Origin of the sequence: Sphingomonas arenae (genome assembly GCF_016924655.1) — a bacterium.
GTDB classification, from domain to species: domain Bacteria; phylum Pseudomonadota; class Alphaproteobacteria; order Sphingomonadales; family Sphingomonadaceae; genus Sphingomicrobium; species Sphingomicrobium arenae.
Genome location: NZ_JAFFJU010000001.1, coordinates 995,429 through 1,022,424, shown reverse-complemented (window position 1 = coordinate 1,022,424; position 26,996 = coordinate 995,429). Strand labels below are relative to the sequence as shown.

The window sequence follows — 26,996 nt, the reverse complement described above, 5'->3', positions numbered from 1 at the left end:
TTATTTCCGGCGCTTAGGCTCGACATAGGCGAATGCGGTCTCCGGGACCCCGACGTTGTAGCGCTGATTGTCGAGCTTGATGGTGGTGCGCTTGTTCTGCGCGTCGATGGTCGTCCAGCCTTCCAGCAGCAGTCCGCCGGGTGCCGACCCTGACTTCACGAATGCCAGGATGATGGTCCCGAACTCCGGCCGGCGAGCGTCGCGCGCGCGGACCAGCAGGATTCGCGGGTCCTCCGACGGCAGCACGCGGGCGATCCGGTTCAGGTCCGGCTTGGGCGCGAGCAGGACGCTCAACGGCGAGTTGGCGATGTTCCAGCTCGACTTCTGGCCAACATCATAGTCGATGAAGCTCAGCGTCTTGCCGTTGCCGACCAGCAGCATGTTGGCGCCGCCGCCATAGGCAAACCGGATCTTGCCCGGGCGCTTCAGCTGCAGGGTGCCGCGCAGGGACCGGTTCTTCGAATCCGTCTGGACGAAGTTCGCGGTCATCGACTGCGTTGCGGCCAGGTGGCTTTCCACCTGCCGCAGCGGATTGGCCGACTGCGCCACTGCCGCGGTGCCGCCAAGCATCGCCACCGCGGCCACGGGCGCGAGCAGGCGCGCGGAAACAGAGGTGAAAATCATGATCGCTCCTTGAGAAAGGATAGGTTCGCGCCGTCTGTGGCGCCCTGCCATTGAATGCGCTCTGAACTGGACGGTTCCGGAACGTTCAGCTTCAGATCGGGTGTCCGTCCATGTCCATCAGCACCTCGCGCCGGCCGACATGGTCGGGCTGCCCGACCTTGCCTTCCTTCTCCATCCGCTCGATCAGCCGGGCCGCGCTGTTGTAGCCGACTCGCAATTGGCGCTGCAGATAGGATGTGGATGCCTTCTGGCTTTCCGCGACGATCTGAACTGCCTTGCGGTAGAGCTGCGTCTCGGCATCCTCTTCGCCGTCCGGCTGACCGTCGAATGCATAGCCGCCGTCCTCCGGCTCCTCGGTGACCGCCGAGATATACTCCGGCACGCCCTGCCGCCGCCAATGCTCGGCGACGCTGCGCACCTCGTCGTCGGCCACGAACGGCCCGTGGACGCGCAGGATCTGCTTGCCGCCGGGCATGTAGAGCATGTCGCCCTTGCCTAGCAGCTGTTCCGCGCCCTGCTCGCCCAGGATCGTGCGCGAATCGATCTTGCTGGTGACCTGGAAGGAGATCCGCGTCGGCAGGTTCGCCTTGATGACGCCGGTGATGACGTCCACCGATGGCCGCTGGGTTGCCATGATCAGGTGGATGCCCGCCGCACGCGCCTTCTGGGCCAGGCGCTGGATCAGGAACTCGACTTCCTTGCCGGCCGTCATCATCAGGTCGGCCAACTCGTCCACCACCACCACGATCTGCGGCAGCACCTCATATTCCAGCTCTTCGGTCTCGTAGATCGGCTGCCCGCTGTCCGCATCATAGCCGGTCTGCACCTTGCGCCCGAGCTTGGTCCCGCGCGCCTTGGCGTCCAGCACCTTCTCGTTGAAGCTCTTCAGCGCGCGCACGCCGAGGCTCGCCATCATGCGATAGCGCTCCTCCATCTGCTCGACCGTCCACTTGAGCGCCCGAATCGCCTTGGCTGGCTCGGTCACCACCGGCGAGAGCAGGTGCGGGATGCCGTCGTAGACGCTGAGTTCCAGCATTTTGGGATCGATCATGATCATCCGGCACTGGTCCGGCCCCATCCGGTAGAGCAGCGACAGGATCATGCAGTTCAAGCCCACCGACTTGCCCGAACCCGTCGTGCCGGCGACCAGCAGGTGCGGCATGGGCGCGAGGTCGGCGATGACCGGATCGCCGGCGATGTTCTTGCCCAGGATCAGCGGCAGGCTGAGTCCCAGGTCCTCGAACGCCTGGCTGGCGATCAGTTCGCGCAGCGACACCGTCTCGCGCTTGGGGTTGGGCAGTTCGATGCCGATGACGCTCCGGCCGGGGATCGTGGCCACGCGCGCGGAAAGAGCCGACATGTTGCGCGCGATGTCATCGGCGAGCTGAATGACCCGGCTGGCCTTGATTCCGCTCGCCGGCTCCAGCTCGTACATGGTGACCACCGGCCCTGGCCGCACCTCGACGATGTCGCCGCGGACATGGAAGTCCTCCAGCACCGACTCCAGGAGGCGCGCGTTGCGCTCCAGCCCGGCGCGGTCGATCTGCTGCTTGCCGGAGTCGGGGACAGGGGTAAGCAGGTCCACGCTCGGCATCTGGTAGGCATCGCCCAGCGCCAGGCTTTGCTGCCCAGGAGCGCGGCCGCGACCTTTGTCCTTCTTGCTGGCTGCCGGCGCGATCTCGCGGGTCGGCTCCGTGACCGCCACCGTCGGCCGGGAACGGGGCGGCGCGGCCGGAGCCTGCTCCCGCTCGTCGCGGCGCTCGGCCGTCCGACGGGGTGCAGGCTCACGGGCTCTCGGGGCACGCTCGAGCCGGCTCGCCAGCCAGCCCTTTTCCTCGTCGCGGAGGGCAAGCGCGACGAAGGAAAGGAACAGTCCGCCCAGTGCCAGCACCATCATCAGCGCCAGCCTGACGGGCCCGATGATCGCCGGATCTCCGATCAGGGACACGCCCGCGTCGACGCCGCGCGCTCCGGCAAGGCCCAGGGCTCCGCCCCAGCCGGCCGGCAGTGCGGACACGGCCGAACCGGTCATCAGTCCCGCCGCCGTTCCAATCAGCACCGCCCCGAGCCCCGCCACCAGCAGCGCGCGGCCGACGTGCCCGGGATGCTCCCCGCGCAGCAGTCGCACTCCGGCCAGCGCCACCACCGGCAGCAGCAGTGCGGACCCCAGACCGAATAGCATTAGCAGGAGGTCGCTCGCATAAGCCCCGGGCGCTCCGACCCAATTGCTCGGCGGGCCCCCCGCAGCCGTGCTCCAGCTCGGGTCGTTATTGGAATGGGTGATCAGGGCCACTGCCAGCGCGATCGCCAGGCCGAGCAGCAGCGCTCCGGCGGTTCGCCGCGCAAAGGCGCGCAGGGACGCACCGAGGCGCTCCCGCCAATCCGGCTCCAGTTCGCGCCGCTGAGCCCGGCCGGCCACGGTTGCCATCGTCGTCTTCCCCACCCGAATGCGTCTTGGCGTCACAATGCCTCTTGGGCGACTCCACGGTCAAGGACGCCACGGCCACAGGTCCGGGATGACGTGACCCGCCGCCCCGGCTAGAGCGACCCTATGGAACGGGCGGACGTGATCATTCTCGGCGGCGGCATGATTGGCCTTGCGCTCGCCGCCGCGCTCGACGGAGCGGGCATTCGCAGCATCGTCGTCGATCCGGCCGATCCTGACCTGCGCAAGGACGCCGCGTTCGACGGCCGCACCAGCGCGGTCGCCTCTTCCTCCATGCGCATGCTGGAGGCGACGGGCGTTGCCGCACACCTGCCCGAGCCGGGCTCCCCAATCCGTGCAATCCGAGTCGCGGACGGTCTCGCCCCCGGCGGCCTGACGTTCGAGCCCGACGAGGAGGGCGACGCGCTCGGCTGGATGCACGAAAACCGCCACCTCCGCGCCGCGCTCGGGGCCCGGGCCGAGGCGGGGGAGCATGTCGACCTGCGCTGGAAGTCGTCGGCGCAGCACATTGATCGGGGAGCCGCCGGGGTCACCGTCACTCTGATGGACGGAACTGAGCTCCGCGCATCCTTGCTCGTAGTCGCCGAGGGTCGCAACTCTCCCACCCGGGAGACGGCGGGCATCCGCCTCGCGCGTTGGCAGTACGATCATGCCGCGATCGTTTCGACCCTGGCGCATGAACGCTCGCACGAGCAGATCGCCTACGAGATCTTCTATCCGACCGGCCCATTCGCGCTCCTGCCGATGACGGACACGGCCGTCAGCGAGCATCGCTCCGCCATCGTCTGGTCGGTGCCCAACGACGACGCCCATGGCTGGATGTCCTTGAGCGACCAGGACTTCGCCGCCGAGGCCAAGGCGGCGATGGGCGGGTTCCTGGGCGAGGTGCGGCTGTTGACGCCGCGCTCCACCTATCCGCTGGGCTTCCACCATGCCGCGCGGATCACCGCCGAACGGATGGTGCTGGTCGGGGATGCCGCGCACGCCATCCACCCGATCGCCGGCCAGGGCCTGAACCTTGGCTTCCGCGACGCTGCCGCGCTGGCGCAGGTGCTCGTGGAAGGCGCTCGCCTCGGCCTCGATCCCGGCGACGCCCAGCTGCTCGCCCGCTACGAGCGGTGGCGCAGCCTTGATACCCTGTCAGTCGCGATGGCCACCGACAGTCTGACCCGGCTCTATGGCATCCCGGGCCGCACCGCCTCGGCCGTCCGCCGGTTCGGCATGGGCTTGGTCGATCGGCTCGGCCCCCTGAAGGACCGCTTCAATGCGGAAGCTCGCGGCACCAGCGGCGACCTGCCCCTGCTGCTGCGCGGAATGCCGATGTAGCCGTTACTGCAGGCGCGGCCGGATATCGCCCGCGCCCTGCGCCAGTCGCAGGAACTGCATCAGCTGGACCAGCAGGTCCGCGCGCCCGGGCAAGCCTTCCTCCTCCAGCAGGGCCTGCTTGGCACCCACGTCGAACGGCGCCACCTGCGCGATCGCGTTGACGAGCATCTCGTCGTCCAGCCGTCCCACGGCTTCCCAGTCCACCGTCAGTCCGAGTGCGTCACCCAGCCGCCGCGCCTCCTGCTCCACCTCGGAGCGTTGCGCGAGGGCCAGCGGCTCCGGATCCGAATCGTCGAACGCCTCGGCGTCCACGTCCCCCTGCCGATAGGCCGTGCCGACGTCCGCCTCGGCGATCAGCCGAAAGCGGGTCGACCCTTGCAGGACGATGTTGAACCGCCCGTCCTCCAGTTCCTCCAGGCCCACGATCTCCCCGATGCAGCCCACCCGATAGAGTGCCGGATGCTCCGGACTGTCCCCCTCGAGGCCCTGCGGCTGGATCATGCCGATACGCCCGACGCCGGCGACCGCATCCTCGACCATCTGCCGGTAGCGCGGCTCGAAGATGTGCAGCGGCAATTGGCTGCGCGGGAACAGGATCGCGCCGCCGAGCGGAAACAGGGGGATGCGTGCGCCCGGCATGGCTCAGGTGAACAGCAAGGCCGAGAGCCGTCGGCGCTGCGCCCGCGCCCACGGGTCTTCGAGGCCGACCGATTCGAGCAGCTGGAGGAAGCGCGTCCGCGCCGCCCCCTCCTTCCATTCGCGGTCCCGCTGGATGATCTCGAGGAGTGCATCGGCAGCGCCGTCCCGATTGCCGCGCGCCATCAGCGCACCGGCCAGGTCATAGCGCGCCTGGTGATCGTCCGGGTTCGCCGCCACCCGCCGCTCGAGCTCGTCCGTCTCGCCGGCCGGAGCCGCCGTCGCCACGTCCAGCGCCGCCCGCGCCCGCGCGACTGCGGCATGGTCCGCCGCGCCATCCAGCAACGACCGCGCTTCGTCGACCTGACCGCCCGCGATCAGCGCTCGCGCCAGCCCGCCGACCACCTCCGGATTGTCCGGCGCCATGTCGAGGATCTGCCGGAAGATGCTCTCCGCGCGCGGCGCGTCTCCGCCGGCCAGCACCTCTTCGCCCATGGCGATCAGCGGCTCGATCTCCGCTTCCAGCGCCTGCGCTTCGCCCTTGATCGGCAACTGGCCGAGCAGCTGGTCCAGCGCCCGGGTCAGCTGCCCTTCCGTGCGATACGGGGTCAGGTCGGCGACCGGCTGGCCCTGGAAGATCGCGTAGACGGTCGGGATGGAGCGGATCTGGAACTGCGCCGCGACCACCTTCTCCTTGTCGACGTCCAGCTTGACCAGCTTCACGCCCTTGTCGGCATAGTCGGCGGCGACCTTCTCCAGCACGGGGCCGAGCTGCTTGCACGGGCCGCACCACTCCGCCCAGAAGTCGAGGATGACCAGCTGGGTCATCGACGGCTGCAGCACGTCCGCCTGGAAGCGCTGGATCGCCTCCCGTTCTTCCGCACTCAGTCCCAGGGTGGTCGCCACGCTTTTTCGTCCTCGCTTGCCGCTCGTTTCCGAGCGCATATGAGCGGCGCCGGCTCCGCCCGCAAGGCTGCGCGCAAGGGGCTTGCACCTGACCCGAGCCCCTGCTAGCTGCGCCGCCTCACCCACGAAGCCGGTTTCGTCCGGCCTCGAAGGCGCCAAGAGCGGGCGTAGCTCAGGGGTAGAGCACAACCTTGCCAAGGTTGGGGTCGAGGGTTCGAATCCCTTCGCCCGCTCCAGCGATCTCAGGTCCACGAACCACCGATAGTGTCGGATGCGAGTGTCTGCGAAGCGGACCTCGGCAGTGCCCCTGCGAAGGCAGGGGCCCAGACCCGTGCTGGAGCTTCAAGCGGAAGGGCGGGTGGTGCAGATTCCCCCATTCCAGCCGTCAGGGCTCGTGAGGGCTTGATGTCCGCTATGGGTGGAAAGCGGACATAAGTCCGGACAGCAAGTGGTCAGAATCGAACGTCGGTTCGACCTGAGCCGATGCCATATGCTTCAACTGTGTAGGTTCGGCCGCTCTCTACTGTCAGTGGAACGACTTCCTTCCAGCGGTCGGGAACCACGCCAACGGTCACCGACGCTAAGTCGAGACACTGAATGGTTTTGTCTGGCTCGATCGCCCAAGCAGCCTTCGAACGATCGTAAACTTCCGGCGTGTGGATGCTGATTTCGCCAACACACGGAACTTGTTTGCTGCTGAAAATGACGCCCCAATCCTGTGACAGCCGCAAGAGCAACCGCTCGCCAACCTTCTCAACCACAATGTCGATTGGAGGAGGTGAGCACGACGACAGGAGCGCTGCAGCACTCAAGAGGAACAATGCCCTGAAACCTACGCTCACCGAATTAACTTACAGGCGATCGCAATGTCGCAATGGGTCGAAAGCAAACTCGATTGGCCACCTACCGCAGTCAGTAGCGGGCTCCACGACGAAAGCCCGTTAGCGGCAGATATAACCTCTTCCATTCCCCTGCCTGCAGACCAGCCAATCGCCATTCTTCGCAGGGCGAAGGCGAAACTTACTCTCCCTGTCCGGGGCGTAGGCCGAGTGCGCGATGTATCGCACAAGCAGTGGAGAGCCTGAAGGATTGCCCTTCAGAACGCGGGTGATCTTCAAGGCTCCCGTGAATGCTACGTTCAAGCCCCACTCGTCGAGCACTTCCGAGCTCAAGGTCTCGATCTGCCCGACCACGATGAGCTCGGTTGATCCAGCAGGGTCGATGTGTGCGCACGCGCTCAGCGGTAAGCAAATCGCGGCGAGGACAAAGCGTCGCAGGAGGGAGAGCCACATCCAGCAGAGCTTAGAAGCATCAGGAATGTCCGCAATGGGTCGAAAGCGACCACCCCGTGGGCGAGATGCGGCGACGTCCGCTAGAAGTTCAGCGCCAGCCCGTTCGACGCTTCGTGGCTCGCGATCACCGCGCGCACGACATTGTTCATCAGCGTCATCCGTACGCCGAGCGGCGCCGACGTCCGCTTGATCATCACCGCCACCGCATAGCTCTGGCCATTCGGCGCGGTCAGCACGCCGATGTCGTTGTAGCCCGCCTGCACCGCGCCGAGCACCTGGCCGGTCCCGGTCTTGTGCGCCAGCGTCCAGCCGGGCTTCAGCCCGCCCTTCAGGCGGTTGGCGCCCGTGCGGGTGTTGCTCATGATCGTCAGCAGGCGAGCCGTCGACGCCGGGGTCAGCAGCTCGCCGCGCTTCAGCCTGGCCAGTGCGCCGACGATGGCGCTCGGGGCGGCCCCGTCGAACGGATCCTCGATGTAACGGTTGAAGAGCGACTGGCGTACCGACAGCGGCAGGGCCGCGCGCGCCTTGTAGAAGGCATCGCCCACCGAATAGCTCTGGCTCCAGGTCAGCCCCGCGATCCGCGACTGCAGCGCCCGCTCCCCATTGTAAAAGCGGATCGCGCCCAGCCCCTTCTGCTCGATGGTCCGCCGGACCGCTTCCGGTCCGCCCACGGACCGCATCAGCTTGTCGTTCGCCGTATTGTCGCTCTTGGTCAGCGCTTCGACCATCAGCGCGCCCAGACTGGTCGTGTGCGCGCCATTCTTGCGGACCAGCGCGGCGATCGGCTGGTGGAAAAGGGTCAGGTCGCTGCTGGTCAGGGTCACCCGGTCATCCAGGCTCACGCGTCCGCGGTCGACCGCATCCATGGCGGTCAGTGCGACCCACATCTTGCTGACGCTCTGCTGCGGGTAGAGCTCGTCGTCCCGCCAGCCGGTCCGCCAGCCCTGGTCGACCGACTGCACGGAAATGCCGACCCGCCCCGGGAAGGCGCGTCCAAGTTCGTCGATCCGGTTCGCCAATGCGGACGGAGGAAGGGCGCGCACCGTTCCGCGTGCCACTGCGGGCTGGCTGGCCGAGGCGGGTGCCATCGCCGCCAGCGCCAGCACGATGCTTGCGTACAGCCACCGTGACGTCATGAAGTCGGTTCCCCTCGCCGCTTGCCCTAGCCCGGGATTCTTGCATCGGCGCGCCTGAACGAAAGCCGTCCAGTGCGTCGCCTCAAGATTCGCAAAAGGGGGAGTCGCTGGCAAGTCCTAACCTCGCCAAGGACTTAGCGCCCTGCGCCGAGGAGGGCCGCGCTTTCGATTTCGTCAAGCGCACGGTGGGCGGTCACATAGGCGCGGGCACGATCGACCCACGGCTGCGCTCGCGCCACGCCCGGCAGGCGCATGGTCTCGACCAGCGCCTGGTCGACGTGTCCCGACGCGAGCTTGCCGCGTGCCCGCTCATAGGTGGCGTTCGGGCGGGGCGAAGGGGTGTCGGCCCGGCGAACGGTGACGAGCGAGCTCAACTCCCGCTGCAGGCCGCTCCACACGCTTTCCTGGGGCCCGCCACCCTTCAGCTGCGGGGCGAGCGCATCATAGTCGGCCTGCAACTGGTCGAGGCGCACCGGAGTGCGCGACGCGGTCACGATCGTCGCCACGGCCCGCGGGTGCGACGCGCCGAAGCGGTCCACCAGCAAGGCTTCCAGATAGCCCAGCGGCACTCCCCGATCGATCGCGCGCCGGGCGGCGAACGCCACCAGCAGCGCGTCGGCCCGCCCGGCGGAACCGACCGCGGTCTGGGTCGCATTCTCGACCCTCGCCAGCCGAGCCTCGAGTTGAGCCACCCGCGCATCGGCGGCTTCAGGTGTGGCGACCAGCCTGGCCGTCGTTCCGCCGGGCGCCATCGCCGTGGTCGCGGGCTGCGGCGCGGGAGCCGTCACGCCCAGGAACCGGGCCGCATCGTGCCAGCGGGCCAGCGCCCAGGTCGCTCCCGCCGCCCCTGCCAGCAGCAGGACTAGCGCGAGCAGCAGCAGGCTGCCGAAGCCCGGTCCGCGTCTGGCTGAGGCGATCGTGGTCATGGTCGGGCCGGAGTCTTGCACAGCCGCTCGGCGAGGGAAAGCAGCGCCTCGTCGTCAGGGCTTTCGCAGGCCGCGATCCGCTCCCACCCGGACCCGCACGCAGCCGCGGCGGCCGGACTGATCGCGGCGACCATCGTCCGCTCTCGGTCCGGCACGATCTCAGCCAGGCGTTGTCCGGCGCGCGGGGAATGGACCAGCGTGACCGCTCCTGTCAGCGCGTCGAGGCCCGTCGGCTGTTCGATCGGAACCGAGCGATAGACGACGACCGGAGTGATTTCGTGCGGCGACGAAGAGGGCTCTCGGCGGTCCTCTCCGGCAAGGTGCAGCAGTCGAAGCCCGGTCGGACGCGCGCTCAGCAATGCATCGACCCCACCCTGACCGCTCGCCGCCACGTCGAACCCGGCATCGCGCAAGGCTTGGGCGGTGGCATCTCCAACCGCATAGGCAGGCAAGCTCCGCAGCCGCTGCAACCCGCTTCCCGCCTGCCGCACCGCATTGGCGCTGGTGACCAGCAGCCCGTCGAACGCCGCCGGGTCGGGCGCGCTCCACTCGATCGCTTCCACTTCGAACAGGGGCACGGACACCGCGTCCCACCCCCGTGCCTTTGCGCGGGCCAGCGTCTGTCCTGCACCGGGCTCCGGCCGCAGGATGACCAGCCTTCTCATGCCGCGAACAGCTGCCGGACCGATTGGGGCGCTCGATCCAGCAATTCGCGGGCGAGCGCTTCGGCCGCCTCCTCCCCCTGCTCGGGCGTGAAGCGGACTTCGCCGGCGACCTGTTCCGCACCGTCCGTGCTGAGGATCTCCGCCCGCAGCCAGATGCGCCCGTCACCCTCTTGCAGGGCGAGGGCGGCCACCGGCGAATGGCACGACCCGCCGAGCGCTCGGGACAGCGCCCGCTCCGCCGCGACCGCAGCGCAGGTCCCGCCGTCGTTGATGGCCGACAGCAGCTCCCGCAGGGCCGTGTCGTCCGTTCGGCACTCGCAGCCGATCGCCGCCTGTGCGGGTGCCGGCAGCATCACCCCGGGTTCGACCGCATGCCCGGCCTTGATCCCCAGCCGGTCGAGCCCGGCGGCCGCCAGCAGCGTCGCATCGACCTCACCCCTCTCGACCTTCGCCAGCCGGGTCGCGACGTTGCCCCGGATCGACTCCACCTGCAGGTCCGGCCGCATCCTCAGCAGCTGCGCCGCGCGCCGCGGCGAAGATGTCCCAACCCTCGCGCCCTGGCTGAGCGCGGCGATGCTCGGCGCTCCGATCAGCCGGTCCCGGACATCTGCCCGCGGCAGCATGGCGGCGATGTTGAGCTCTGGCGGACGGACGCTCTCGACGTCCTTCATGGAATGGACGGAAAAGTCCGTGTCCCCGTTCAGCAGATACTGGTCGAGCTCCTTGGTCCACAACCCCTTGCCGCCGACTTCCGCCAGCGGCCGGTCCTGGATCTTGTCGCCGGTCGTCTTGAACGGCCGGATCTCCACCGTCCCCGGCTCCCAGCCGTGGGCGGTCTCCAGCGCCCGCGCCGCCATGCGCGCCTGCGCCATCGCCAGGGGGGAACCGCGAGTACCGAGAACGGGGGGACGGTCAGACAACAGCACGATCCTTCGGCGCTCACCCTGAGCCTTTCGAAGGGTGACCGGAGCACAAGAAACGCTTCGATCGGCTCAGCGTTGGAATAACAGTTTCGCTCAGTGCCGGAAGTGGCGCATTCCGGTGAAGAGCATGGCGAGACCGGCTTCGTCGGCAGCGGCGATGACCTCGGCGTCGCGCATTGATCCGCCCGGCTGGATCACCGCCGTTGCGCCCGCTTCCACAGCGGCGAGCAGGCCGTCGGCGAAGGGGAAGAAGGCGTCGGAGGCGACTGCCGACCCGACCGTGCGGGCAATACTCCAGCCATGGGTCTTTGCCGCTTCGATGGCCTTGGCCGCGGCGATGCGGGCGGAGTCGCGGCGGTTCATCTGGCCCGCGCCGATCCCAGCCGTCGCACCGTCCTTTGCATAGACAATTGCGTTTGATTTCACGTGCTTGGCGACCGTCCAGGCGAACAGGCAATCGCTCAGTTCCTGCTCGGTCGGCTGCCTGCGAGTGACGCATTTCAACTGTTCGCGGGTAACCCGGCCATTGTCGCGAGACTGGACCAGCAGGCCGCCGGTGATGCTCTTCAGCATGAGGCCCGAGCGGGTCGGATCCGGGAGGTTGCCGGTGAGCAGAAGGCGCAGATTCTTCTTGGCGGCGAAGACTTCCAGCGCCTCTTCGTCGGCATCGGGAGCGATCACGACCTCGGTGAAGATGTCGGTGATCGCCCGGGCCGTAGCGCCGTCGAGCGACACGTTGACTGCCACAATCCCGCCGAAAGCCGACACATTATCGCACTGAAATGCCGCATTATAGGCCTCGATCAGCGTGTTTCCGCTCGCAACGCCGCACGGATTGGCGTGCTTCACGATCACGCAGGCGGGTCCTGAGTCCCGGAACTCCGAAACGAGGTCCAGCGCGGCATCGGCGTCGTTCAGATTATTGTAGCTGAGCTCCTTGCCCTGAACCTGGCGGGCGCCGGCGACGCCGGGTGCGCCGCGGACCTGGGGAAAGTAGAGCGCCGCGCTCTGGTGCGGGTTCTCGCCGTAGCGAAGCGCCGGGCCGCGGGTCAGTGCCAGCGGCAGCGTCGGCGGGAAGCGCTCGCCCTGGTCGGCGAAGGCGAACCAGCTGGCAATCGCGGAGTCGTAGGCGACAGTGAGGGCGAAGGCCTTGGCGGCGAGGCGCTTGCGGAATGCGAGTGACGTCATTCCGCCGTTCGCCTCGAGCTCGCCGAGCAGTTCCGCATAGTCCCCCGGGTCGGTCACGATCGCGACGAAGGCGTGGTTCTTGGCGCTGGAGCGGACCATGGACGGACCGCCGATATCGATATTCTCGATGACCTCGTCGCGCGACGCTCCGCGGGCGACGGTCTGCTGGAAGGGGTAGAGATTCACGACCACGAGGTCGATCGCGCCGATGCCATGTTCGTCCATGGAGGCGGCATGTTCGGGGTTGTCGCGGACTGCGAGCAGGCCGCCGTGGACCTTCGGGTGCAGGGTCTTGACCCGGCCGTCCATCATCTCGGGAAAACCGGTGACGTCGGCGATGTCCCTGACCTCCGCGCCGAGTTCGCGAAGCTTGCCCGCCGTGCCGCCCGTCGAAACCAGCTCGACGCCGTGCCGCATCAGGCCGCGCGCCAATTCATCGAGGCCCGACTTGTCGGAAAGGGAAAGAAGGGCCCGCCGAACGGGAACAAGGTCGGTCATGATGTAATCCTGCTAGCTGGAACGGCGGAACTGCCAGTTGATCTCGGCGCCCAACGAAGAGACCTCGCCGACGATGACGAGCTGGCCGGTCGAGCGAAGTTGGGCATGTCCGTCCACGTAGACGCTCTCCTCGATTTGCAATTGCGCGCCGCGGCAGCGGAAGTTCCAGGGCGGCGCGCCGGGGGAGCGGAGGATGGCGCCCATGCCGTCGGCGGTGGGAGTGGCCTCCACCCCGGGGGCGAGATGGAAGCGGATCGCGTAAGGCGCGGCTTCCCGGATCTTCTTGCGGCCCTTGGGGATGAGCCGGTCCAGGCCGCGGATCTCCTTGCCGTCGTTGCCGAGCGACAGGGCGCGGCTGTGGAGCAGGCCGTAGCCACGAATATAGCCGTCGTGCGCCGCTTCCATGCGGCTCGCGTCGTCATCCTCGCTGCGGTCCACGGCCACGTCTTCCACGCCCCGGCCGAGGGAGCCGTCCGCCAGGATAGCGGTCGAGTTCGTGTCGCCCAAGGTCAGGGTGCTGTGCGCCGCCGTGGTGCGGAGCGCCTGCACCAGTTCCGGCGGCAGGTGGGTGGGCGTATTGCCAGGGCCGCCGCAGTTGACGACCAGCCGCTGGGCGCCGTCGCCGATCTCCATCGCCAGGGTGGAGGCCGACCCGACCCGAGCCATCTTCGAGGGAGGAGGCGGCGCCGCGTCGAGGACGATCACCGTGCCCAGCGCGGTGAGCCGATGGTAGCCCCAGCCCCGCGCCTGTCGCAGCGGGCGGGCCCGCAGCCCGCAGCCTTCGACCACGGCCGCGATTCTCGCCGGATCGCCGGGATTGCCGCCCTGCCAGCTGGACAGGGCCCCGTCACCGAGCGTTACGCCATGAAGCGCCGACAGCGCCGCGGCCGCCGCGCTCTCGAGTGTTTCGGGAATCTCGTGCTTGGAGGCGAAATAGGCGGCGCGGAGGAGCCCCAGGCGATCGACGAGGAGCAGTTGTTCGCTGGGCGAGCGGCTGAGCAGTCCGCCGTCCTCCGACTGCCCGGCGGCAAGGGCGCGGAGGAGGCCGGATTCCGCCCGGGCAACGCGCCCCGTTCCGCCCTGCAGCAGGAGGCTTGCCGTCGTCAGCCCCGCCCAGGCCGTGATGCGAGGCAGTCCCGGCGGTGCCTGGTCCGCTACCGAGGCGACATGCCGCGCGCCGCGGGCGAGCGTGTTGAGGACCGCCGAGCGGTAACCCGCGTCACGGCTGGACAGCAGGTAGGGAGCATAAGCCGTCCAGAAGAGGATGCGCTCGCCCCAGAGGTCCGGGCGCCACGCCGCGTCGACCTTGGTCCCATGCGTCGTCAGCCAGCGACCGACGACCGCCTCCGCCAGCCGTGAACCCTTTTCCCGGCTTGCGGCGGCGGCCAGGTCGCGCAGCCAGGAGAAGCCGTGCAGTTCCTCCGCCAGCGCCCCATCGACGCCGATGTCGGCAAAATCCGTGTCCACGAGGCTGAGCATGTCGGTGCCGCGGATGAACTTGCCCGTCAGCAGGGTGTCTCCGCGCGGGCGATCACCGACGACGTGATCGCGGGGGACGGCGAGCAGGCGCAGCGGCTGGCGCGCCTGCCCGAACAGGCGGGAGACGAAGGTCCCCCGTCCGAGCTTCTCAACGATGGCGCCGTGAGCGCCGGGTCCGCTCATGCGGCTCCTCTCAACGCCAGGATGTTGGCGGCATAGGCATCCGGTCCGCCGCGGAAGGCCGCCGTTCCGGCGACCAGCGCAGTGGCGCCGGCGTCGAGGCATTGGCGCGCGGTAGTCGCGTCCACGCCGCCATCCACCTCGACCGTGACGTCCAGCCCTTCCTTGGCGACGCGCTTGGCAATGGCCTCGATCTTGCGAAGCTGTGATGGGATGAACTTCTGGCCGCCGAAGCCCGGATTGACGCTCATCACCAGGACGAGGTCGATCTCCTCGAGCACATAGTCGAGCATCTTGGCCGGTGTGGCGGGATTGAGCGACACGCCTGCCTTCTTGCCCAAGGACTTGATCCGCTGAACCGTCCGGTGGAGATGCGGTCCCGCCTCCGGATGAACGGTGATGATGTCCGCCCCGGCTTCGGCGAACGCATCCAGGAAGGAGTCCACCGGCGAGATCATCAGGTGGACGTCGAACGGCTTGGCGGAGTGCGGCCTAAGCGCCTTCACGACGGCCGGGCCGATGGTGAGATTGGGCACGAAATGCCCATCCATGACGTCGACATGGATCCAGTCGGCGCCGGCGGCATCGATCGCCCGCACCTCCTCGCCCAGGCGAGCGAAATCGGCGGACAGGATCGACGGGGCGATGATCGGAGCGGCCATGGGGCCGATTAGACGCTAAGCGGCCGTCCGGACAAGGCGGGCGATGAAGAAGCTGTCCAGGCCGCCGGCTTCCTCCAGCATCCCGGGCAGGATGCGCAGCCAGCCGCGCTCGTGCGGGCGGAGGCCGGCCGGCAATTCGTCGGCACGGATGGGATCGAGGGCGAGCCCGGCGGGAGCGGCATCGATGATCCGCTCCCCTTCCTCTGGCTCGAGGGAGCAGACCGCGTAGACCAGGGCGCCGCCCGGGCGGACCAGTGTCGCTGCGTGGGCCAGCAGGCGGCGCTGGAGAGCAGCGCTGTCCGCGATGATCCGGGCACTGGCGCGATACAAGACTTCCGGATGGCGGCGGAAGGTGGCGGTGGCCGAGCAGGGTGCGTCCAGCAGGACTGCGTCGAACGGCCCGCCCGTCCAGCGAAGGGCGTCAGCCACCACGATATCCGCGGACAGGCGGGTGCGGGCGAGATTCTCGCGCAGTCGTCCGAGACGACTTTCCGACTGGTCGAGCGCAGTTACCTTGTGACCGGCCGCGGCGAGCTGCAGGGTCTTGCCACCGGGCGCCGCGCAGAGGTCGAGGGCGGTGGCGGCCGCGCGCGGCATGAGCCGCGCGGGCAGGGAGGCGGCGAGGTCCTGGACCCACCAGTCGCCATAGGAATAGCCCGGCAGGTCCGCAACGGCGCGGTCGTCGTGGATACGCACGTGCCGGGGCGCGAGACGGACGCCTCCGGCCTCATCGAGGAAGCGGTCGGCCAGCGTGTCCTCGCGGAAGCTGAGGTCCAGCGGCGGCCGGCGAACGATCGCCTGACGAGCGGACTCGACCACCTCCTCGCCCCAGGCCTCGGACCAGCGTTGTTCGACGGCCGGGGGCAAGGCCGGGGCAGGGTCCGCTTCCAGCCCTCGGCGCAAGAGGGTGCCGAGGACGCCGTGGACCAGGCGACGAGGCCCCCCGTCCACCAGCGGCAGGGCCGTAGCCACGATCGCATGTTCCGGCATGGACAAAGCGAGCTTCTGGGCGAGCGCGAGGCGAAGGACCATGCGGGCCTTGCTATCGTCGGGCAGCCGCTGGCGGGTCGCGGAGTCGATCAGCGCGTCCAGGTGCGGCAGGCGTCGGAAGGTCTCCCCCGCGATGGCGAGAGCTAGCGACTTGTCGTCTGGCACGACTTTCCGGGCGGCGGCGTCGAGGGTCTGGCCGCGGCGGAGAACGGCATCCAGCAGCTGGAGGGCGGCGCGACGGGCACCGAGCCCGGGTACGCTTGGCTTTTGCGGGTTCAACGCCCATCTCCAGCGGCATGAAGCGGCCCAAGCATCTCGACCCGCCCGCCTATCTCAGCAAGTCGCCGCCGGTGCCCGAAGCGGAGCCCTTGGAGACCGCGCCGCCCCCAAGCGGGGAGGAGGCCAAGCTGGACCCCACGCGCTATGGCGACTGGGAGAAGAAGGGCATCGCCTGGGATTTTTGAAGGCCGGATGACCCTGCGCTCACGCTGAGCTTGTCGAAGCGCCGGGTGGACCTTTGCGCCAGGGCACCCTTCGACAGGCTCAGGGTGAGCGCGTCGTGCGGCGTGAGAGTGTGATTGGGCGTGAACGCAGCCCTTTACCATCAGTGGGCTTCCGGACGGGGCGGGCGGCTGAGCAGGGCTTCGAGCACCTGGTCGACGTTTGCGCGGGCGGCGAGGAGATCGTCGACGGCCGCGACGATCGGCATGTCGATGCCGCGCTCGTCGGCGATCCGGCGCAGGACGGGAGCGGTGAACGCGCCTTCGGCCACGGTGCGGCGGTCGGCCATCAGCTCGGCAGCCGAGCGGCCCTCGCCGATGCCCTTGCCCAGCGAGAAATTGCGCGAGCTGGTGGAGGAGCAGGTCAGGACGAGGTCGCCGAGCCCCGACAGGCCGGCCAGCGTCTCCCGCCTCGCCCCGCAGGCGAGGCCGAAGCGGGTCATCTCGGCAAAGCCCCGGGCGATCAGCGCCGCGCGGGCGTTCTGGCCGAGGCCTTTGCCCTCCACCACTCCGCAGGCGATGGCGAGGACGTTTTTGACCGCGCCGCCCACTTCCGCGCCGGCAAGGTCGTCGCTGAGGTAGAGCCGGAACTGCGGCAGGGCGAGGCGGTCGCGGACCTGCTCGGCGAGGTTGTCGCCATCGGCGGCCAGGGTCAGGGCGGTGGGGAGACCGGTCGCGACCTCGTGGGCGAAGGTCGGGCCGGACAGCACCATCACCGACGCACCGGGACAGACTTCGCGCGCGACATGGTGGAGCAGGTGGCCGCTGCGCTCCTCGATGCCCTTGGAGCAGAGGATCAGCGGGCGGTCGCAGCGGGGCGCCTGTTCCAGCACGGCGCGCATGTGCTGGGCAGGAGTGACGACCAGCCAGGCATTGCAGCCGTCCAGCCGGGCGAGTTCGCCGGTGGCCTTGATGCGGTCGGATAGCGGAATGCCGGGGAGGAAGAGGGGGTTCTGGCGGGTGTCGTTGATGCCGGCGACCACCTCCGGCTCGCGCGCCCACAGGAGGGTATCGTGGCCCTTGCCCGCCGCGACCTGGGCGAGGGCGGTGCCCCAGGCGCCACCGCCAATGACGCCGATCCGCGCGATCATGCCTTCACTCCCGCTCCGCGCACCGCGTCGGCAGACGCGTCCAGCGGCCACCGGGCGCGGGCGGGGACGTCGAGGGCGTCGGTGAGCCCGGCGGCGAAGCGCTCGGCTCCGGCCCAGGCGATCATTGCGGCATTGTCGGTGCACAGCCAGCCTGGCGGGACCGCGAAGCCGCGCCCGCGGGTGGCGGCGAGGTCCTTGAGGGCGGCCCGGATGGCGCCATTGGCCGCGACCCCGCCGGCGACCACCAGGGTGGGAGCGTCGCTGGAGTCCAGTGCGCGGGCGGTCCGGTCGACCAGCGAATCCACTACCGCCTGCTGGAAACTGGCGGCGATGTCGGCCGGGCGGTGGGTTCCGGCCGCGACGGCGCGCTGGACCGCGCTCTTGAGTCCGGCAAAGGAGAAATGCGGTTCCTTGGAGCCGACGAGGGGGCGAGGCAGCGGCACGGCGCGTGGATCGCCCTCCGCCGCCAGAGCCTCGATCGCGGGGCCTCCGGGATAGCCGAGGTCGAGCAGCTTGGCGGCCTTGTCGAACGCCTCGCCCGCCGCATCGTCGATGGTGGTCGCGAGCCGGCGGTAATCGCCGACGCCGCGCACCTCCAAGAGCTGGCAGTGGCCGCCGCTCGCCAGCAGCAGCAGGTAGGGGAAGGCGAGGTCCGGCTCGGTCAGGCGCGGCGAGAGGGCGTGGCCCTCGAGGTGGTTCACGGCCACCAACGGCTTGCCCGAGGCGAGCGCGAGGCCCTTTCCGGCGAGGAGCCCGACCATGACCCCGCCGATCAGGCCGGGCCCGGCGGTCGCCGCAACCGCGTCCACCTGGCCGATGCGGAGGCCGGCCTCGTCCAGCACCTGGCGGATGAGCCCAGGAAGCACCTCCACATGGGCGCGGGCGGCGATCTCGGGCACCACACCGCCGAACGGCTGGTGCGCGCTATTCTGCCCCACGACCGCCTGCGCGAGGATCTGCCGGTCGGACGTGACCAGCGCCGCCGCGCTGTCGTCGCAGGAGGATTCAAGGCCGAGGATCACCGTCATGGTCGCGCGCCCTTTGCCCTAGCGGGTCGCCCTAGGCTAGTGGCGGAGCCGAGCCAGGCGCCCACGGCTTACCGAACCGGATTGCTGGTCGTCCCGGGGGCGGGCAGCTCGGCTTCCGCCAGTTCCTCGATGTCGGCCTTGCGCATGCGGAAGAGTTCGCGGTCCTGCGGGCCGAACCCGCGCGTCCAGATCACGAAACCGAAGGCGGCAAGGATGGCGGGAATGCCGGCGATCAGCTCCAGCCATTCGGGCAGCATGACCATCAACTGACCCACGACGATCGCCGCGACTGCAGCCCAGATCAGCGGCCAGCGCCAGCCGCTGACCGGGGCGCCGAGCAGCCGTGACAGCAGCCGGGCCTTGGTGACGGCCGCAAAGCCAAGTGCCAGCATCAACGCGACGGCGGGAGCGGTCGCCTGCCACATCTCCAGCCAATCGAGAGTGCGGAAGAGGATCAGCAGACCCACGGTCAGCACCGCCTGCAGGGCGATCATGCCCAGGCTGATCATCATGTTGCGATGGCGCGCGGTATAGATGAGCGCAGCCTCGCTGGTCGTCGCGGTCGCTGCGACCACTTCCGCCGCGAGCAGGAAGCTGAGCGCCGCGGTCCCGGCGACGAAGGCTGGCCCGACCAGTCCCATCACGCCCTCGCCGGGGATGCCGAGCGCAAGCCCGACCGCGGCCTGCGCGGCGATGACCCAGAAGCCGACCTGCCGCACCTGTTTGGCAACGGCGAGCCGATCGCCCTTTTCGATGTTGCTGGCGATCACCGGGCCGAGGATCGGATCGAAACTGGTCTTGAGCTTGGACGGCAGCGAGGCGACGTTCTGCGCGACGTAATAGATGCCCACCACGGCCGGAGAGGCGAACAGGCCGAGGATGGCGATGTCGAGCCGGCGGCTGCCCCACTCGACAGTGTCGGCAGCGGCCACGGGCAGGTAGCGCCGCGTCATCCTCCACAGCCCGGCCGGGTCGGGCTTCCAGCCATGGGCGACGCCATAGGTGCGGAAGAAGGGAATGGCGGACGCGACCACGGCGCCGACCATGGAGAGGGCGTAGGCGAAGATGAGGCCGTCGCGCTTGGACACGTAGGCTAGCGCAAAGGCGGCGATGCTGATCGTCCAGGGCTCCACGATCGCCCGCGCCCGGACGGTCGCGCCGACGTCGTGGCGGTAGGCGAGAGCGGCCAGCATCACATCGCTCCATGCGAGGGCCAGCACCGCGACCGGCAGCAGCCACTCCAGGCCATGGATTTCCGAATTCGGGAACATGGCCTGAGGGAAGGTGAAGAGCAGGGCCATGCCGATGCACGAGCCCACCGCCGCAACGAGCAGCGCGTCCCATGTCACGCAAACGTGCGGCTTTTCGCTCTTGGCAAGTTGCTCGGCCAGTCCCCGCTTCAGCCCAAGCGTGGAGAGCTGCGCCGCAAACTCGACGATCAGGACCGCATAGGCAAAGCGGCCGAGAGCCTCCGGACCGTACATCCGGCCGGCGATGAAGAGAAAGGGGAGGCGGGCCAGCAGCCGCAGGACGAAGCCGAAGAAGTTGATCCGCCCACCCCGCGCCAGGGCCGCGAGATCGGCGGACGGGGCGGCTGGCGCAGGGTGTTCGCTCAATGCGCCGCGCCCCAGTGCGCGCCCCAACCGACTTCCACGTCCAGCGGGACGGTGAGCTTGACCGCAGGCTCCGCGGCCTCCGCCATCACTCGGCGCACCACGGCCGCGGCGGCTTCTTCGCGCCCTTCCGGCACTTCGAACACGAGCTCGTCATGGACCTGCAGCAGCATACGGACGTCGCTGAGGTCCGCATCGCGCAGGGCGCCGTCCATGCGGGCCATGGCACGCTTGATGATGTCCGCGCTGGTGCCCTGGATCGGGGCGTTGATCGCGGCCCTTTCCGACCCCGCCCGATGGCTGGGGTTGGAGGCGCGGATGTTGGGGAAGTGCGTCTTGCGCCCGAACAAAGTCTCGCTGAAGCCGTGCTCGCGGACGAACGAAAGCGTGTTCTCAATGTAGCCGCGGATGCCCGGGAACCGCTCGAAATAGCGGTCGATGATCGCCTTGCCCTCTTCCTTGGAAATGCCGAGCCGCCCGGCCAGGCCCCAGGACGAGATGCCGTACAGGATGGCGAAGTTGACGGTCTTGGCCTTGTTGCGGGTGTCGCGGTCGACGTGCCCGAACAGCTCCTCGGCCGTCATGCTGTGGATGTCCTCGCGTGCCGCAAAGGCCTCCTTGAGCTGGGGTACGTCGGCCATGTGAGCGGCCAGGCGCAGCTCGATCTGGCTGTAGTCGGCGCTCATCAGGACATGGCCGGGCTCGGCGACGAAGGCGTCGCGGATCTTGCGGCCGATCTCGGTGCGGATCGGAATGTTCTGGAGGTTGGGGTCGGTCGAGGACAGCCGCCCCGTCTGCGCCACCGCCAGGCTGAAGCTGGTGTGGACCCGGCCCGTGTCCGGGTTGATCTGGGCCTGCAAGGCGTCGGTGTAGGTGGTCTTGAGCTTGGTCAGCTGACGCCAGTCGAGCACGAGCCGGGCGCAGGCCACGCCTTCGCCCGCCAGCCGTTCGAGCTCGTTGACATCGGTGGAATAGGCCCCGCTCTTGCCCTTGCGCCCGCCTTTCAGCCCAAGCCGTTCGTACAGCACCTGCCCCAACTGCTGCGTGGAGCCGATCTGGAACGGGCCGCACGCCGCCTCGTAGACGCGCTCCTCCAGGCTGGCGATCTCCGTCGCGAAGTCGCGCGACAGCTGCGCCAGATAGTCGCGGTCGACCTTGACCCCGTGCCGCTCCATGCAGGCGATGACCGGCACCAGCGGCTTGTCCACCGTCTCGTAGACGCGGGCGACGTTCTCGACCGCAATGCGCGGCTTCAGCCGCTGCCACAGCCGCAGGGTGATGTCGGCGTCCTCCGCGGCATATTCCGTGGCCTGGGCCAGCGGGACCTTGTCGAAGGTGATCTGGTTCTTGCCGGTGCCGCAGACCGCCTTGAAGCTCAGGCACTCATGCTCGAAGTGCTGCTTGGCGAGTTCGTCGAGGCCGTGCCCGCCAACTCCGCGTCCGGCATCCAGGGCGAAGCTCATCAGCATCGTGTCGTCCAGCGGCGCGACGCTGATCCCGTGCTTGAAGAAGATCGTCTGGTCGTATTTCAGGTTATGGCCGATCTTGAGAACGGCCGGATCCTCGAGCAGACCCTGCAGCAGGGGCAGCACCACGGAGGGCGGAAGCTGGTCCGGCGCCTCGCTGTAAAGGTCCGCGCCCGAATGACCGACGGGGATGTAGCAGGCGCGGTTCGGCCCCGTCGCGAGACTGATGCCGGCGAGCTTCGCCACCACGCAGTCGATGCAGTCCGTTTCGGTGTCGACCGCGACATACCCCTGAGCCTCGGCCTCTTCGATCCAGCGCTGCAGCGCCTTCACGCTGGTGACGGTCTCATACTTCGAGCGATCGACCGTGATAGCTTCGGCCGGTGCCGGTCCCTTGGGAGCGGCTGACGTCATGCCGCCGCTTCCGGTGTTGCTCGCCGGGCTTGTGCCGCCGCCGACCATCCGGTTCATCAGGGTCTTGAAACCCTGGTCCTCCAGGAACTCGCGCAGCGGCTCCTTGGGAATGCCGGTCAGAGCCAGCGCATCGAGCGGCTCGGGCAGCTTGGCGTCGCACACCAGCCGCACCAGCTCGCGTGACAGGCGGGCGGCGTCCGCATGGTCGATGAGCGACTGGCGCAGCTTGGGCTTGGTGATCTGCTCGGCAGAGGCCAGCACGGTCGGAAGGTCGCCGAACTGCTGGATCAGCTGGGTGGCCGTCTTGGGGCCGATGCCCGGCACGCCGGGAACGTTGTCGACGCTGTCACCCATGAGGGCGAGCACGTCGCCGACCTTCTCCGGTCCGACGCCGAACTTCTCGTTCACCTCCGCTTCGGTGATCCGCCGGTCGTTCATCGTGTCGAGCATGTCGACCGAGCCGTCCTTGACCAGCTGCATCAGGTCCTTGTCGGAACTGACGATCGTGACCTTCCAGCCGGCTTCCGTGGCGGCCGTGACGTAGCAGGCGATGATGTCGTCGGCTTCCAGCCCGTCCTGCTCGATGCAGGGGATGGAGAAGGCCCGGGTCGCCGTTCGGATCATCGGGAACTGGGGCACCAGATCCTCTGGCGGCGGCGGGCGATGCGCCTTGTAGCCGTCGTACATCTGGTTGCGGTGGGTGGATTCGGAGGCGTCCAGGATCACCGCCATGTGCGTCGGTCCGTCGGCCTTGTTCAGCCCGTCGGCCAGCTTCCACAGCATGGCGGTATAGCCATAGACGGCTCCGGCGGGCTGCCCATGACGGTTCGTCAGGGGTGGCAGCCGGTGATAGGCGCGGAAGATGTAGCTGGACCCGTCGACGAGGTAGAGGTGGTTCTGGTCGGCCATGAACGGGCGGGTTTAGCAGGGTGGGGCCCAGAGGGAAGCCGCAACTCCGTACATCTCCCTAGGCGTCCGTTGATCCAGATCAAACGCGCGGTCGAGTCGCCGGCGTAGCTCCGCTCCATCAATTCAAAGGAGCAATTCGATGACCGCCCGCATCGACCAACTGGAACTTCTCGCCCGCCAGGAGATCGTCACCGCGCCCGTCCTGCCCGCGCCGATCAGCGAAGGCTGCAAGGACCGGACGTTTGAACTGCCGACAGGCCTGCTGCTCGCCGTTTTCGGCCTGTTCGCGGCCTACCTGGCCGTCATGAGCATCGGGTTCGCCGACGCCGGGCTGGTAGTCCCGATGGCGGTCAACTTCATCTTCGTCGCCGCCTTTGCGGTGGTGCCGATGCTCTGGGCGCGGATGAAGCCGGCCAAGGATGCCAAGGCGCTCAGCTTCGATCGGTTCCTTGCTCGGGGGATCCGGACGGAAACAGGGACTTGCGGCGCCGGCTCGGCATCGATCCAGGTGCTGATGCTCCCGGCGTTCATCTTCCTCTGGGGCATTGCCGTGACCACGATCGCCGCGCTGGTCTGACCGTCCCGACCAAACACGACCAGCGTGAGCCCAAGCGGCGCCGGACCCCTGACCGGCGCCGCTTCCTTTTATCGGCCTCTCGGCGCGACGTGGTCGATGGCGGCCAGCAGATCGTTGAAGGAGCCGGACTCGGGCAGCGGAAAGGCGCGCTTCAGAGCGCCTGCGATCTGCTGTCGTGGCTCGGACAAGCCCTTGTTCCGTGGGCGTTCCTTCAACGAATCGTGCATCAAGAGGCGTTAGCCGAGTTCCTCGAGCGATAGGGGGAACATGAACCAGGCGCACCGTTGAAGCGTGCCCGAACAGCGATGAACGGAAAAAGCTGCGGATCAGGGCGCCAGCACGGTATCCTTCGCTTCCGGGAGCTGCCGGAGATGGTCCAGCGTATAGTGGAGGCCGCGGCTCTCCCTGCGGCTCAAGGCCGAGCGGATGATGAGGTCGGACACCTCCACGAGATTGCGGAGTTCGATGAGGTCGGGCGTCACCCGGAAGTGGCGGTAATATTCGGAGACTTCCTGACGGAGCATGTCGATCCGGCGCTTGGCCCGCTCCAGCCGCTTGGTGGTGCGGACGATCCCGACATAGTTCCACATGAAGCGGCGGATCTCGCCCCAGGTCTGGGCGATGACCACTTCCTCGTCGCTGTTGGTGACGCGACTTTCGTCCCATTCCCGCACTGGCGGAACGGCGGGAATGTCGTTCCAATGACCGAGGATATGCTTGGCGGCCGCTTCCCCGAAGACGAGGCATTCGAGCAGGGAGTTGGAGGCCAGCCGGTTCGCGCCGTGGAGGCCGCTTTCCGTGCACTCGCCGGCGGCATAGAGGCCCGGGGCATCGGTGCGACCATCCAGGTCGACCACGATCCCGCCGCAGGTGTAATGCTGTGCCGGCACCACGGGGATCGGTTCCCGCGTGATATCGATGCCGAGGCCGAGCAGCTTCTCGTAGATGGTCGGGAAGTGGCTGCGCACGAAGTCCGGTTCACGATGGCTGATGTCCAGGTGGACGTAGTCGAGGCCGAGGCGCTTGATCTCGAAGTCGATCGCCCGCGCCACCACGTCGCGTGGAGCGAGCTCGGCCCGCTCGTCGAAGCGCGGCATGAAGCGCTCGCCGGTGGTCGGCAGCTTGAGGTGCCCACCTTCCCCACGCACGGCCTCGGTGATGAGGAAGTTCTTGACCTCGAGATGGTAGAGGCAGGTCGGGTGGAACTGCATCATCTCCATGTTGGATACCCGGCACCCCGCCCGCCACGCCATGGCGATGCCGTCGCCGGTCGCCCCGCGTGGAGCGGTGGAGAACAGGTAGGTCCGCCCCGCGCCACCCGTCGCCAGGACCGTTGCGCGCGCAGTCAGCGTCTCCACCCGGCGCCTCTTCCGGTTGTAGGCATAAAGGCCGTGGATCGCGCCTTCGGTGGAGAAGCGCTCCCCATGCCGTCCGGTGATCAGGTCCACGGCGACCATGTCGGGCAGCAGGGTGATGTTGGGGTTGGCCGCCGCGGCCTTTTCGAGGGCTCGCTGCACGGCCGCGCCGGTCGCGTCGGCAACGTGGACGATCCGGCGATGGCTGTGCCCGCCCTCGCGGGTGAGGTGAAAGGTGTCGCCTTCCGTCGCGAACGGCACGCCGAGTTCCACGAGCCGAGCAATCGCGGACGGAGCGGCGCTGACCACATGCTCGACCACCGCCCGGTCGTTGAGGCCCGCGCCGGCGATCACCGTGTCCTCGACATGGCTTTCGAAGCTGTCCCCGGCCTCCAGCACCGCGGCGATGCCGCCTTGCGCCCAGCCCGTCGCGCCTTCGCCCAGGGCGCCCTTGGCGATCACCGCCACCTTGCGCTGCTCGGCGAGGTTGAGCGCGGCGGTCAGCCCCGCGGCGCCCGAGCCGACCACCAGGACGTCGAACGCCTGCGCCACTAGGCCGCCCCGCTCCGGGTGAGCTGGAGGAACACGTCCTCAAGATCCGGATCGCGGGTGGACACGTCGACGATGCCGAGGCCAGCGCCCTGCAGCGCGGCGAGCACGTCACCGGCGTTGACCCGGTCCTTGCGGTACATGATCTCCAGCGTTCGCTCTCCCGTCATGGCGATCCGGTCGAAGCAGGGCGCCTGCGGGGCCGCGGTCAGGTCGCGGTCCACCGTCACCAGCACCGCCTTCTCCTGCGCCCGGCCGACCAGTTCGCGCGTGGGCTCGTCAGCCACGACCCTGCCATGGTTGATGATTGCGATCCGGTCGCACAGCTGCTCGGCTTCCTCCAGGTAATGGGTGGTCAGGACCACGGTCACGCCAAGGCCATTGAGCTCCCTGACGTACGCCCAGAGCTGCTGCCGAAGCTCGATGTCGACCCCGGCCGTGGGTTCGTCCAGGACCAGGATGGGGGGCGAGTGGACCATGGCCTTTGCGACCAGCAGCCGGCGCTTCATCCCGCCTGACAGCGTACGGCTGTAGGCATGGGCCTTGTCCGTGAGGTGCATGGCGGCAAGCAGCGCGTCGCTCCGTCGCTCCGCGGGAGGTACGCCGTACAGGCCGGCGGTGATCTCCAGGGTTTCGCGCGGGGTGAAGAAGGGATCGAAGATGATTTCCTGCGGAACGACGCCGATCGACAGCTTGGCGTTGCGCGGATGCTGGTCGATGTCGAAGCCCCAGATCTCCACCTGGCCGCCGGTCTTCACGACCATGCCCGCGAGGATGTTGATCAGCGTGGATTTGCCCGCGCCATTGGGTCCGAGCAGCCCGAAGATCTGGCCGCGCGGCACGTCGAAGCTCACGCCGTCCAGCGCACGCTTGCCCCCGGCATAGGTCTTCCCAAGGTCGCGGATGCGGATCGCGGCTTCGCTGTCATTCATGGTTCAGCCGCATAGCCGCGCCCCGGCGCGGGCGGAAGCGCTGCCGGTAAAGAGCGCGTTTACCTTACTCGCTAGAGTGGATTTCAGATTAACCCTGTAGCGGCATGAACCATCGTGCCGTTCTCTCGCTTCCCCTTGCTCGCGGGCCTCGCGCTGTTGCTTGCCACCGGCGCTCCGGCCGAAGCAGTACCGATTGCCGCATCGCCCAAAGCGAAGGCGAGAGCATCGCTGATCTTCCCGCTCACCGTGGTTCGGAAGAACGACATGGATTTCGGCTACCTGGCGGTGACCACCGCCGGGACCGCCGTGATCAACCCGAACACGGGTGCGCTGACCACCACCGGCGGAGTGGTGAGCGTGGGCGGAACGCCGATGCCGGCGACCTTTATCGGCGCGGCCCGCAGCTCGGCGGTGGTAAACATCAAGGTGCCCAACCAGCCACTCACCATCACCCGGGTCGGCGGCACGGAGACCATGACCGTTCGAGATTTCACGCTGCAGGGCTCGGACAAGCGCACGCTGGCCCGGCTGGAGGCGTTCGAGTTCAACGTCGGGGCGACGCTGGTGGTCGGCGCCAACCAGGTGGAAGGCCTGTATACGGGGACCTTCGACATCATCATCCAATACCCTTGAGTCCTGACGAACAGGGTTAAGCCGCTCTGCACCCTTCCTGTTGAACCCGCGG

23 protein-coding genes and 1 tRNA gene are annotated in these 26,996 nt (G+C 68.3%); 5 read left to right on the top strand and 19 right to left on the bottom strand.

Going from position 1 to position 26,996, the window contains the following annotated elements:
- Together JT720_RS05165 and JT720_RS05160 are read right to left on the bottom strand one after the other, a co-directional pair.
- Positions 1-624, bottom strand: coding sequence for a LolA family protein (locus JT720_RS05165; RefSeq protein WP_205479818.1), 624 nt, complete (start codon positions 622-624; stop codon positions 1-3).
- A gap of 91 nt (positions 625-715) precedes the next feature.
- On the bottom strand, positions 716-3,052 hold the full coding sequence (locus JT720_RS05160) for an FtsK/SpoIIIE family DNA translocase (RefSeq protein WP_205479817.1): 2,337 nt from the start codon (positions 3,050-3,052) through the stop codon (positions 716-718).
- A gap of 123 nt (positions 3,053-3,175) precedes the next feature.
- On the opposite strand from JT720_RS05160, the gene JT720_RS05155 reads away from it, so the two are divergent.
- Positions 3,176-4,396 carry an FAD-dependent monooxygenase gene (locus JT720_RS05155; RefSeq protein ID WP_205479815.1) on the top strand — a complete coding sequence of 407 codons (1,221 nt, stop codon included), beginning with the start codon at positions 3,176-3,178 and terminating at the stop codon, positions 4,394-4,396.
- A 3-nt stretch (positions 4,397-4,399) separates the two neighbouring features.
- Here the strand turns inward: JT720_RS05155 and JT720_RS05150 are convergent, their stop codons facing one another.
- Together JT720_RS05150 and JT720_RS05145 are read right to left on the bottom strand one after the other, a co-directional pair.
- Positions 4,400-5,035 carry an LON peptidase substrate-binding domain-containing protein gene (locus tag JT720_RS05150; RefSeq protein ID WP_205479814.1) on the bottom strand — a complete coding sequence of 212 codons (636 nt, stop codon included), beginning with the start codon at positions 5,033-5,035 and terminating at the stop codon, positions 4,400-4,402.
- A gap of 3 nt (positions 5,036-5,038) precedes the next feature.
- The gene (locus JT720_RS05145) at positions 5,039-5,977 is read right to left on the bottom strand and encodes a tetratricopeptide repeat protein (RefSeq protein ID WP_205479812.1); all 939 of its coding nucleotides are present in this window, start codon (positions 5,975-5,977) and stop codon (positions 5,039-5,041) included.
- A 122-nt stretch (positions 5,978-6,099) separates the two neighbouring features.
- Here JT720_RS05145 and JT720_RS05140 point away from each other — a divergent pair.
- Positions 6,100-6,174: transfer RNA gene (locus tag JT720_RS05140), tRNA-Gly, on the top strand.
- Positions 6,175-6,390: 216 nt separating this feature from the next.
- On the opposite strand, the gene JT720_RS05135 is transcribed toward JT720_RS05140, so the two are convergent.
- From JT720_RS05135 to JT720_RS05095, 9 genes are all read right to left on the bottom strand, one after another.
- On the bottom strand, positions 6,391-6,780 hold the full coding sequence (locus tag JT720_RS05135) for a hypothetical protein (protein ID WP_205479811.1): 390 nt from the start codon (positions 6,778-6,780) through the stop codon (positions 6,391-6,393).
- A gap of 530 nt (positions 6,781-7,310) precedes the next feature.
- On the bottom strand, positions 7,311-8,366 hold the full coding sequence (locus JT720_RS05130; protein ID WP_205479809.1) for a serine hydrolase: 1,056 nt from the start codon (positions 8,364-8,366) through the stop codon (positions 7,311-7,313).
- Positions 8,367-8,500: 134 nt separating this feature from the next.
- Positions 8,501-9,292 carry a hypothetical protein gene (locus tag JT720_RS05125; RefSeq protein ID WP_205479807.1) on the bottom strand — a complete coding sequence of 264 codons (792 nt, stop codon included), beginning with the start codon at positions 9,290-9,292 and terminating at the stop codon, positions 8,501-8,503.
- Positions 9,289-9,957, bottom strand: a complete 669-nt coding sequence (locus JT720_RS05120; RefSeq protein ID WP_205479805.1) for a uroporphyrinogen-III synthase — start codon at positions 9,955-9,957, stop codon at positions 9,289-9,291. The genes JT720_RS05125 and JT720_RS05120 overlap by 4 nt, the downstream gene beginning before the upstream one ends.
- On the bottom strand, positions 9,954-10,883 hold the full coding sequence (hemC, locus tag JT720_RS05115) for a hydroxymethylbilane synthase (protein WP_205479803.1): 930 nt from the start codon (positions 10,881-10,883) through the stop codon (positions 9,954-9,956). The genes JT720_RS05120 and hemC overlap by 4 nt, the downstream gene beginning before the upstream one ends.
- A gap of 90 nt (positions 10,884-10,973) precedes the next feature.
- Positions 10,974-12,566, bottom strand: a complete 1,593-nt coding sequence (purH, locus tag JT720_RS05110; protein WP_205479802.1) for a bifunctional phosphoribosylaminoimidazolecarboxamide formyltransferase/IMP cyclohydrolase — start codon at positions 12,564-12,566, stop codon at positions 10,974-10,976.
- Between the two features lie 12 nt (positions 12,567-12,578).
- Positions 12,579-14,228, bottom strand: a complete 1,650-nt coding sequence (locus JT720_RS05105; protein WP_205479799.1) for a heparinase II/III family protein — start codon at positions 14,226-14,228, stop codon at positions 12,579-12,581.
- Complete coding sequence (gene rpe, locus JT720_RS05100) at positions 14,225-14,887, bottom strand: ribulose-phosphate 3-epimerase (protein WP_205479798.1); 663 nt, start codon at positions 14,885-14,887, stop codon at positions 14,225-14,227. Before rpe ends, JT720_RS05105 begins: the two co-directional genes overlap by 4 nt.
- A 15-nt stretch (positions 14,888-14,902) precedes the next feature.
- Positions 14,903-16,156 carry an RsmB/NOP family class I SAM-dependent RNA methyltransferase gene (locus JT720_RS05095; protein WP_205479797.1) on the bottom strand — a complete coding sequence of 418 codons (1,254 nt, stop codon included), beginning with the start codon at positions 16,154-16,156 and terminating at the stop codon, positions 14,903-14,905.
- A 17-nt stretch (positions 16,157-16,173) separates the two neighbouring features.
- On the opposite strand from JT720_RS05095, the gene JT720_RS05090 reads away from it, so the two are divergent.
- Positions 16,174-16,341: a DUF1674 domain-containing protein gene (locus JT720_RS05090; protein WP_205479796.1), complete on the top strand. Its 168-nt coding sequence runs from the start codon at positions 16,174-16,176 to the stop codon at positions 16,339-16,341.
- Positions 16,342-16,481: 140 nt separating this feature from the next.
- Here JT720_RS05090 and JT720_RS05085 read toward each other — a convergent pair whose 3' ends face one another.
- The 4 genes from JT720_RS05085 to polA all read right to left on the bottom strand — a co-directional run bounded on the left by JT720_RS05085 (position 16,482) and on the right by polA (position 22,898).
- Positions 16,482-17,468, bottom strand: a complete 987-nt coding sequence (locus JT720_RS05085; RefSeq protein ID WP_205479795.1) for an NAD(P)H-dependent glycerol-3-phosphate dehydrogenase — start codon at positions 17,466-17,468, stop codon at positions 16,482-16,484.
- Positions 17,465-18,496 carry a tRNA (adenosine(37)-N6)-threonylcarbamoyltransferase complex transferase subunit TsaD gene (gene tsaD, locus JT720_RS05080; RefSeq protein WP_205479794.1) on the bottom strand — a complete coding sequence of 344 codons (1,032 nt, stop codon included), beginning with the start codon at positions 18,494-18,496 and terminating at the stop codon, positions 17,465-17,467. Before tsaD ends, JT720_RS05085 begins: the two co-directional genes overlap by 4 nt.
- A 68-nt stretch (positions 18,497-18,564) precedes the next feature.
- Positions 18,565-20,112 (bottom strand): lipopolysaccharide biosynthesis protein, encoded by a 1,548-nt coding sequence (locus tag JT720_RS05075; RefSeq protein ID WP_205479793.1) that lies wholly within the window; start codon positions 20,110-20,112, stop codon positions 18,565-18,567.
- Positions 20,109-22,898 (bottom strand): DNA polymerase I, encoded by a 2,790-nt coding sequence (gene polA, locus JT720_RS05070; RefSeq protein ID WP_205479792.1) that lies wholly within the window; start codon positions 22,896-22,898, stop codon positions 20,109-20,111. The genes JT720_RS05075 and polA overlap by 4 nt, the downstream gene beginning before the upstream one ends.
- Positions 22,899-23,037: 139 nt before the next feature.
- Here polA and JT720_RS05065 point away from each other — a divergent pair, with 139 nt between their 5' ends.
- Positions 23,038-23,475 carry a hypothetical protein gene (locus tag JT720_RS05065; protein ID WP_205479791.1) on the top strand — a complete coding sequence of 146 codons (438 nt, stop codon included), beginning with the start codon at positions 23,038-23,040 and terminating at the stop codon, positions 23,473-23,475.
- Positions 23,476-23,801: 326 nt separating this feature from the next.
- On the opposite strand, the gene nadB is transcribed toward JT720_RS05065, so the two are convergent.
- Positions 23,802-25,382 (bottom strand): L-aspartate oxidase, encoded by a 1,581-nt coding sequence (gene nadB, locus JT720_RS05060; protein WP_205479789.1) that lies wholly within the window; start codon positions 25,380-25,382, stop codon positions 23,802-23,804.
- Complete coding sequence (locus JT720_RS05055) at positions 25,382-26,311, bottom strand: ABC transporter ATP-binding protein (RefSeq protein WP_205479787.1); 930 nt, start codon at positions 26,309-26,311, stop codon at positions 25,382-25,384. Before JT720_RS05055 ends, nadB begins: the two co-directional genes overlap by 1 nt.
- A 114-nt stretch (positions 26,312-26,425) precedes the next feature.
- On the opposite strand from JT720_RS05055, the gene JT720_RS05050 reads away from it, so the two are divergent.
- The gene (locus tag JT720_RS05050) at positions 26,426-26,944 is read left to right on the top strand and encodes a DUF4402 domain-containing protein (protein WP_205479785.1); all 519 of its coding nucleotides are present in this window, start codon (positions 26,426-26,428) and stop codon (positions 26,942-26,944) included.
- Positions 26,945-26,996: the final 52 nt, after the last annotated feature.

What these genes read in the sequence shown, in the direction of transcription:
- polA (WP_205479792.1), bottom strand. Translation starts at nt 22,898, where the DNA reads ATGGCCGACCAGAACCACCTCTACCTCGTCGACGGGTCCAGCTACATC.
- JT720_RS05090 (WP_205479796.1), top strand. Translation starts at nt 16,174, where the DNA reads ATGAAGCGGCCCAAGCATCTCGACCCGCCCGCCTATCTCAGCAAGTCG.
- JT720_RS05120 (WP_205479805.1), bottom strand. Translation starts at nt 9,957, where the DNA reads ATGAGAAGGCTGGTCATCCTGCGGCCGGAGCCCGGTGCAGGACAGACG.
- JT720_RS05160 (WP_205479817.1), bottom strand. Translation starts at nt 3,052, where the DNA reads ATGGCAACCGTGGCCGGCCGGGCTCAGCGGCGCGAACTGGAGCCGGAT.
- JT720_RS05105 (WP_205479799.1), bottom strand. Translation starts at nt 14,228, where the DNA reads ATGAGCGGACCCGGCGCTCACGGCGCCATCGTTGAGAAGCTCGGACGG.
- purH (WP_205479802.1), bottom strand. Translation starts at nt 12,566, where the DNA reads ATGACCGACCTTGTTCCCGTTCGGCGGGCCCTTCTTTCCCTTTCCGAC.
- JT720_RS05165 (WP_205479818.1), bottom strand. Translation starts at nt 624, where the DNA reads ATGATTTTCACCTCTGTTTCCGCGCGCCTGCTCGCGCCCGTGGCCGCG.
- JT720_RS05145 (WP_205479812.1), bottom strand. Translation starts at nt 5,977, where the DNA reads ATGCGCTCGGAAACGAGCGGCAAGCGAGGACGAAAAAGCGTGGCGACC.
- JT720_RS05055 (WP_205479787.1), bottom strand. Translation starts at nt 26,311, where the DNA reads ATGAATGACAGCGAAGCCGCGATCCGCATCCGCGACCTTGGGAAGACC.
- JT720_RS05130 (WP_205479809.1), bottom strand. Translation starts at nt 8,366, where the DNA reads ATGACGTCACGGTGGCTGTACGCAAGCATCGTGCTGGCGCTGGCGGCG.
- JT720_RS05155 (WP_205479815.1), top strand. Translation starts at nt 3,176, where the DNA reads ATGGAACGGGCGGACGTGATCATTCTCGGCGGCGGCATGATTGGCCTT.
- tsaD (WP_205479794.1), bottom strand. Translation starts at nt 18,496, where the DNA reads ATGACGGTGATCCTCGGCCTTGAATCCTCCTGCGACGACAGCGCGGCG.
- JT720_RS05125 (WP_205479807.1), bottom strand. Translation starts at nt 9,292, where the DNA reads ATGACCACGATCGCCTCAGCCAGACGCGGACCGGGCTTCGGCAGCCTG.
- JT720_RS05065 (WP_205479791.1), top strand. Translation starts at nt 23,038, where the DNA reads ATGACCGCCCGCATCGACCAACTGGAACTTCTCGCCCGCCAGGAGATC.
- rpe (WP_205479798.1), bottom strand. Translation starts at nt 14,887, where the DNA reads ATGGCCGCTCCGATCATCGCCCCGTCGATCCTGTCCGCCGATTTCGCT.
- JT720_RS05085 (WP_205479795.1), bottom strand. Translation starts at nt 17,468, where the DNA reads ATGATCGCGCGGATCGGCGTCATTGGCGGTGGCGCCTGGGGCACCGCC.
- JT720_RS05150 (WP_205479814.1), bottom strand. Translation starts at nt 5,035, where the DNA reads ATGCCGGGCGCACGCATCCCCCTGTTTCCGCTCGGCGGCGCGATCCTG.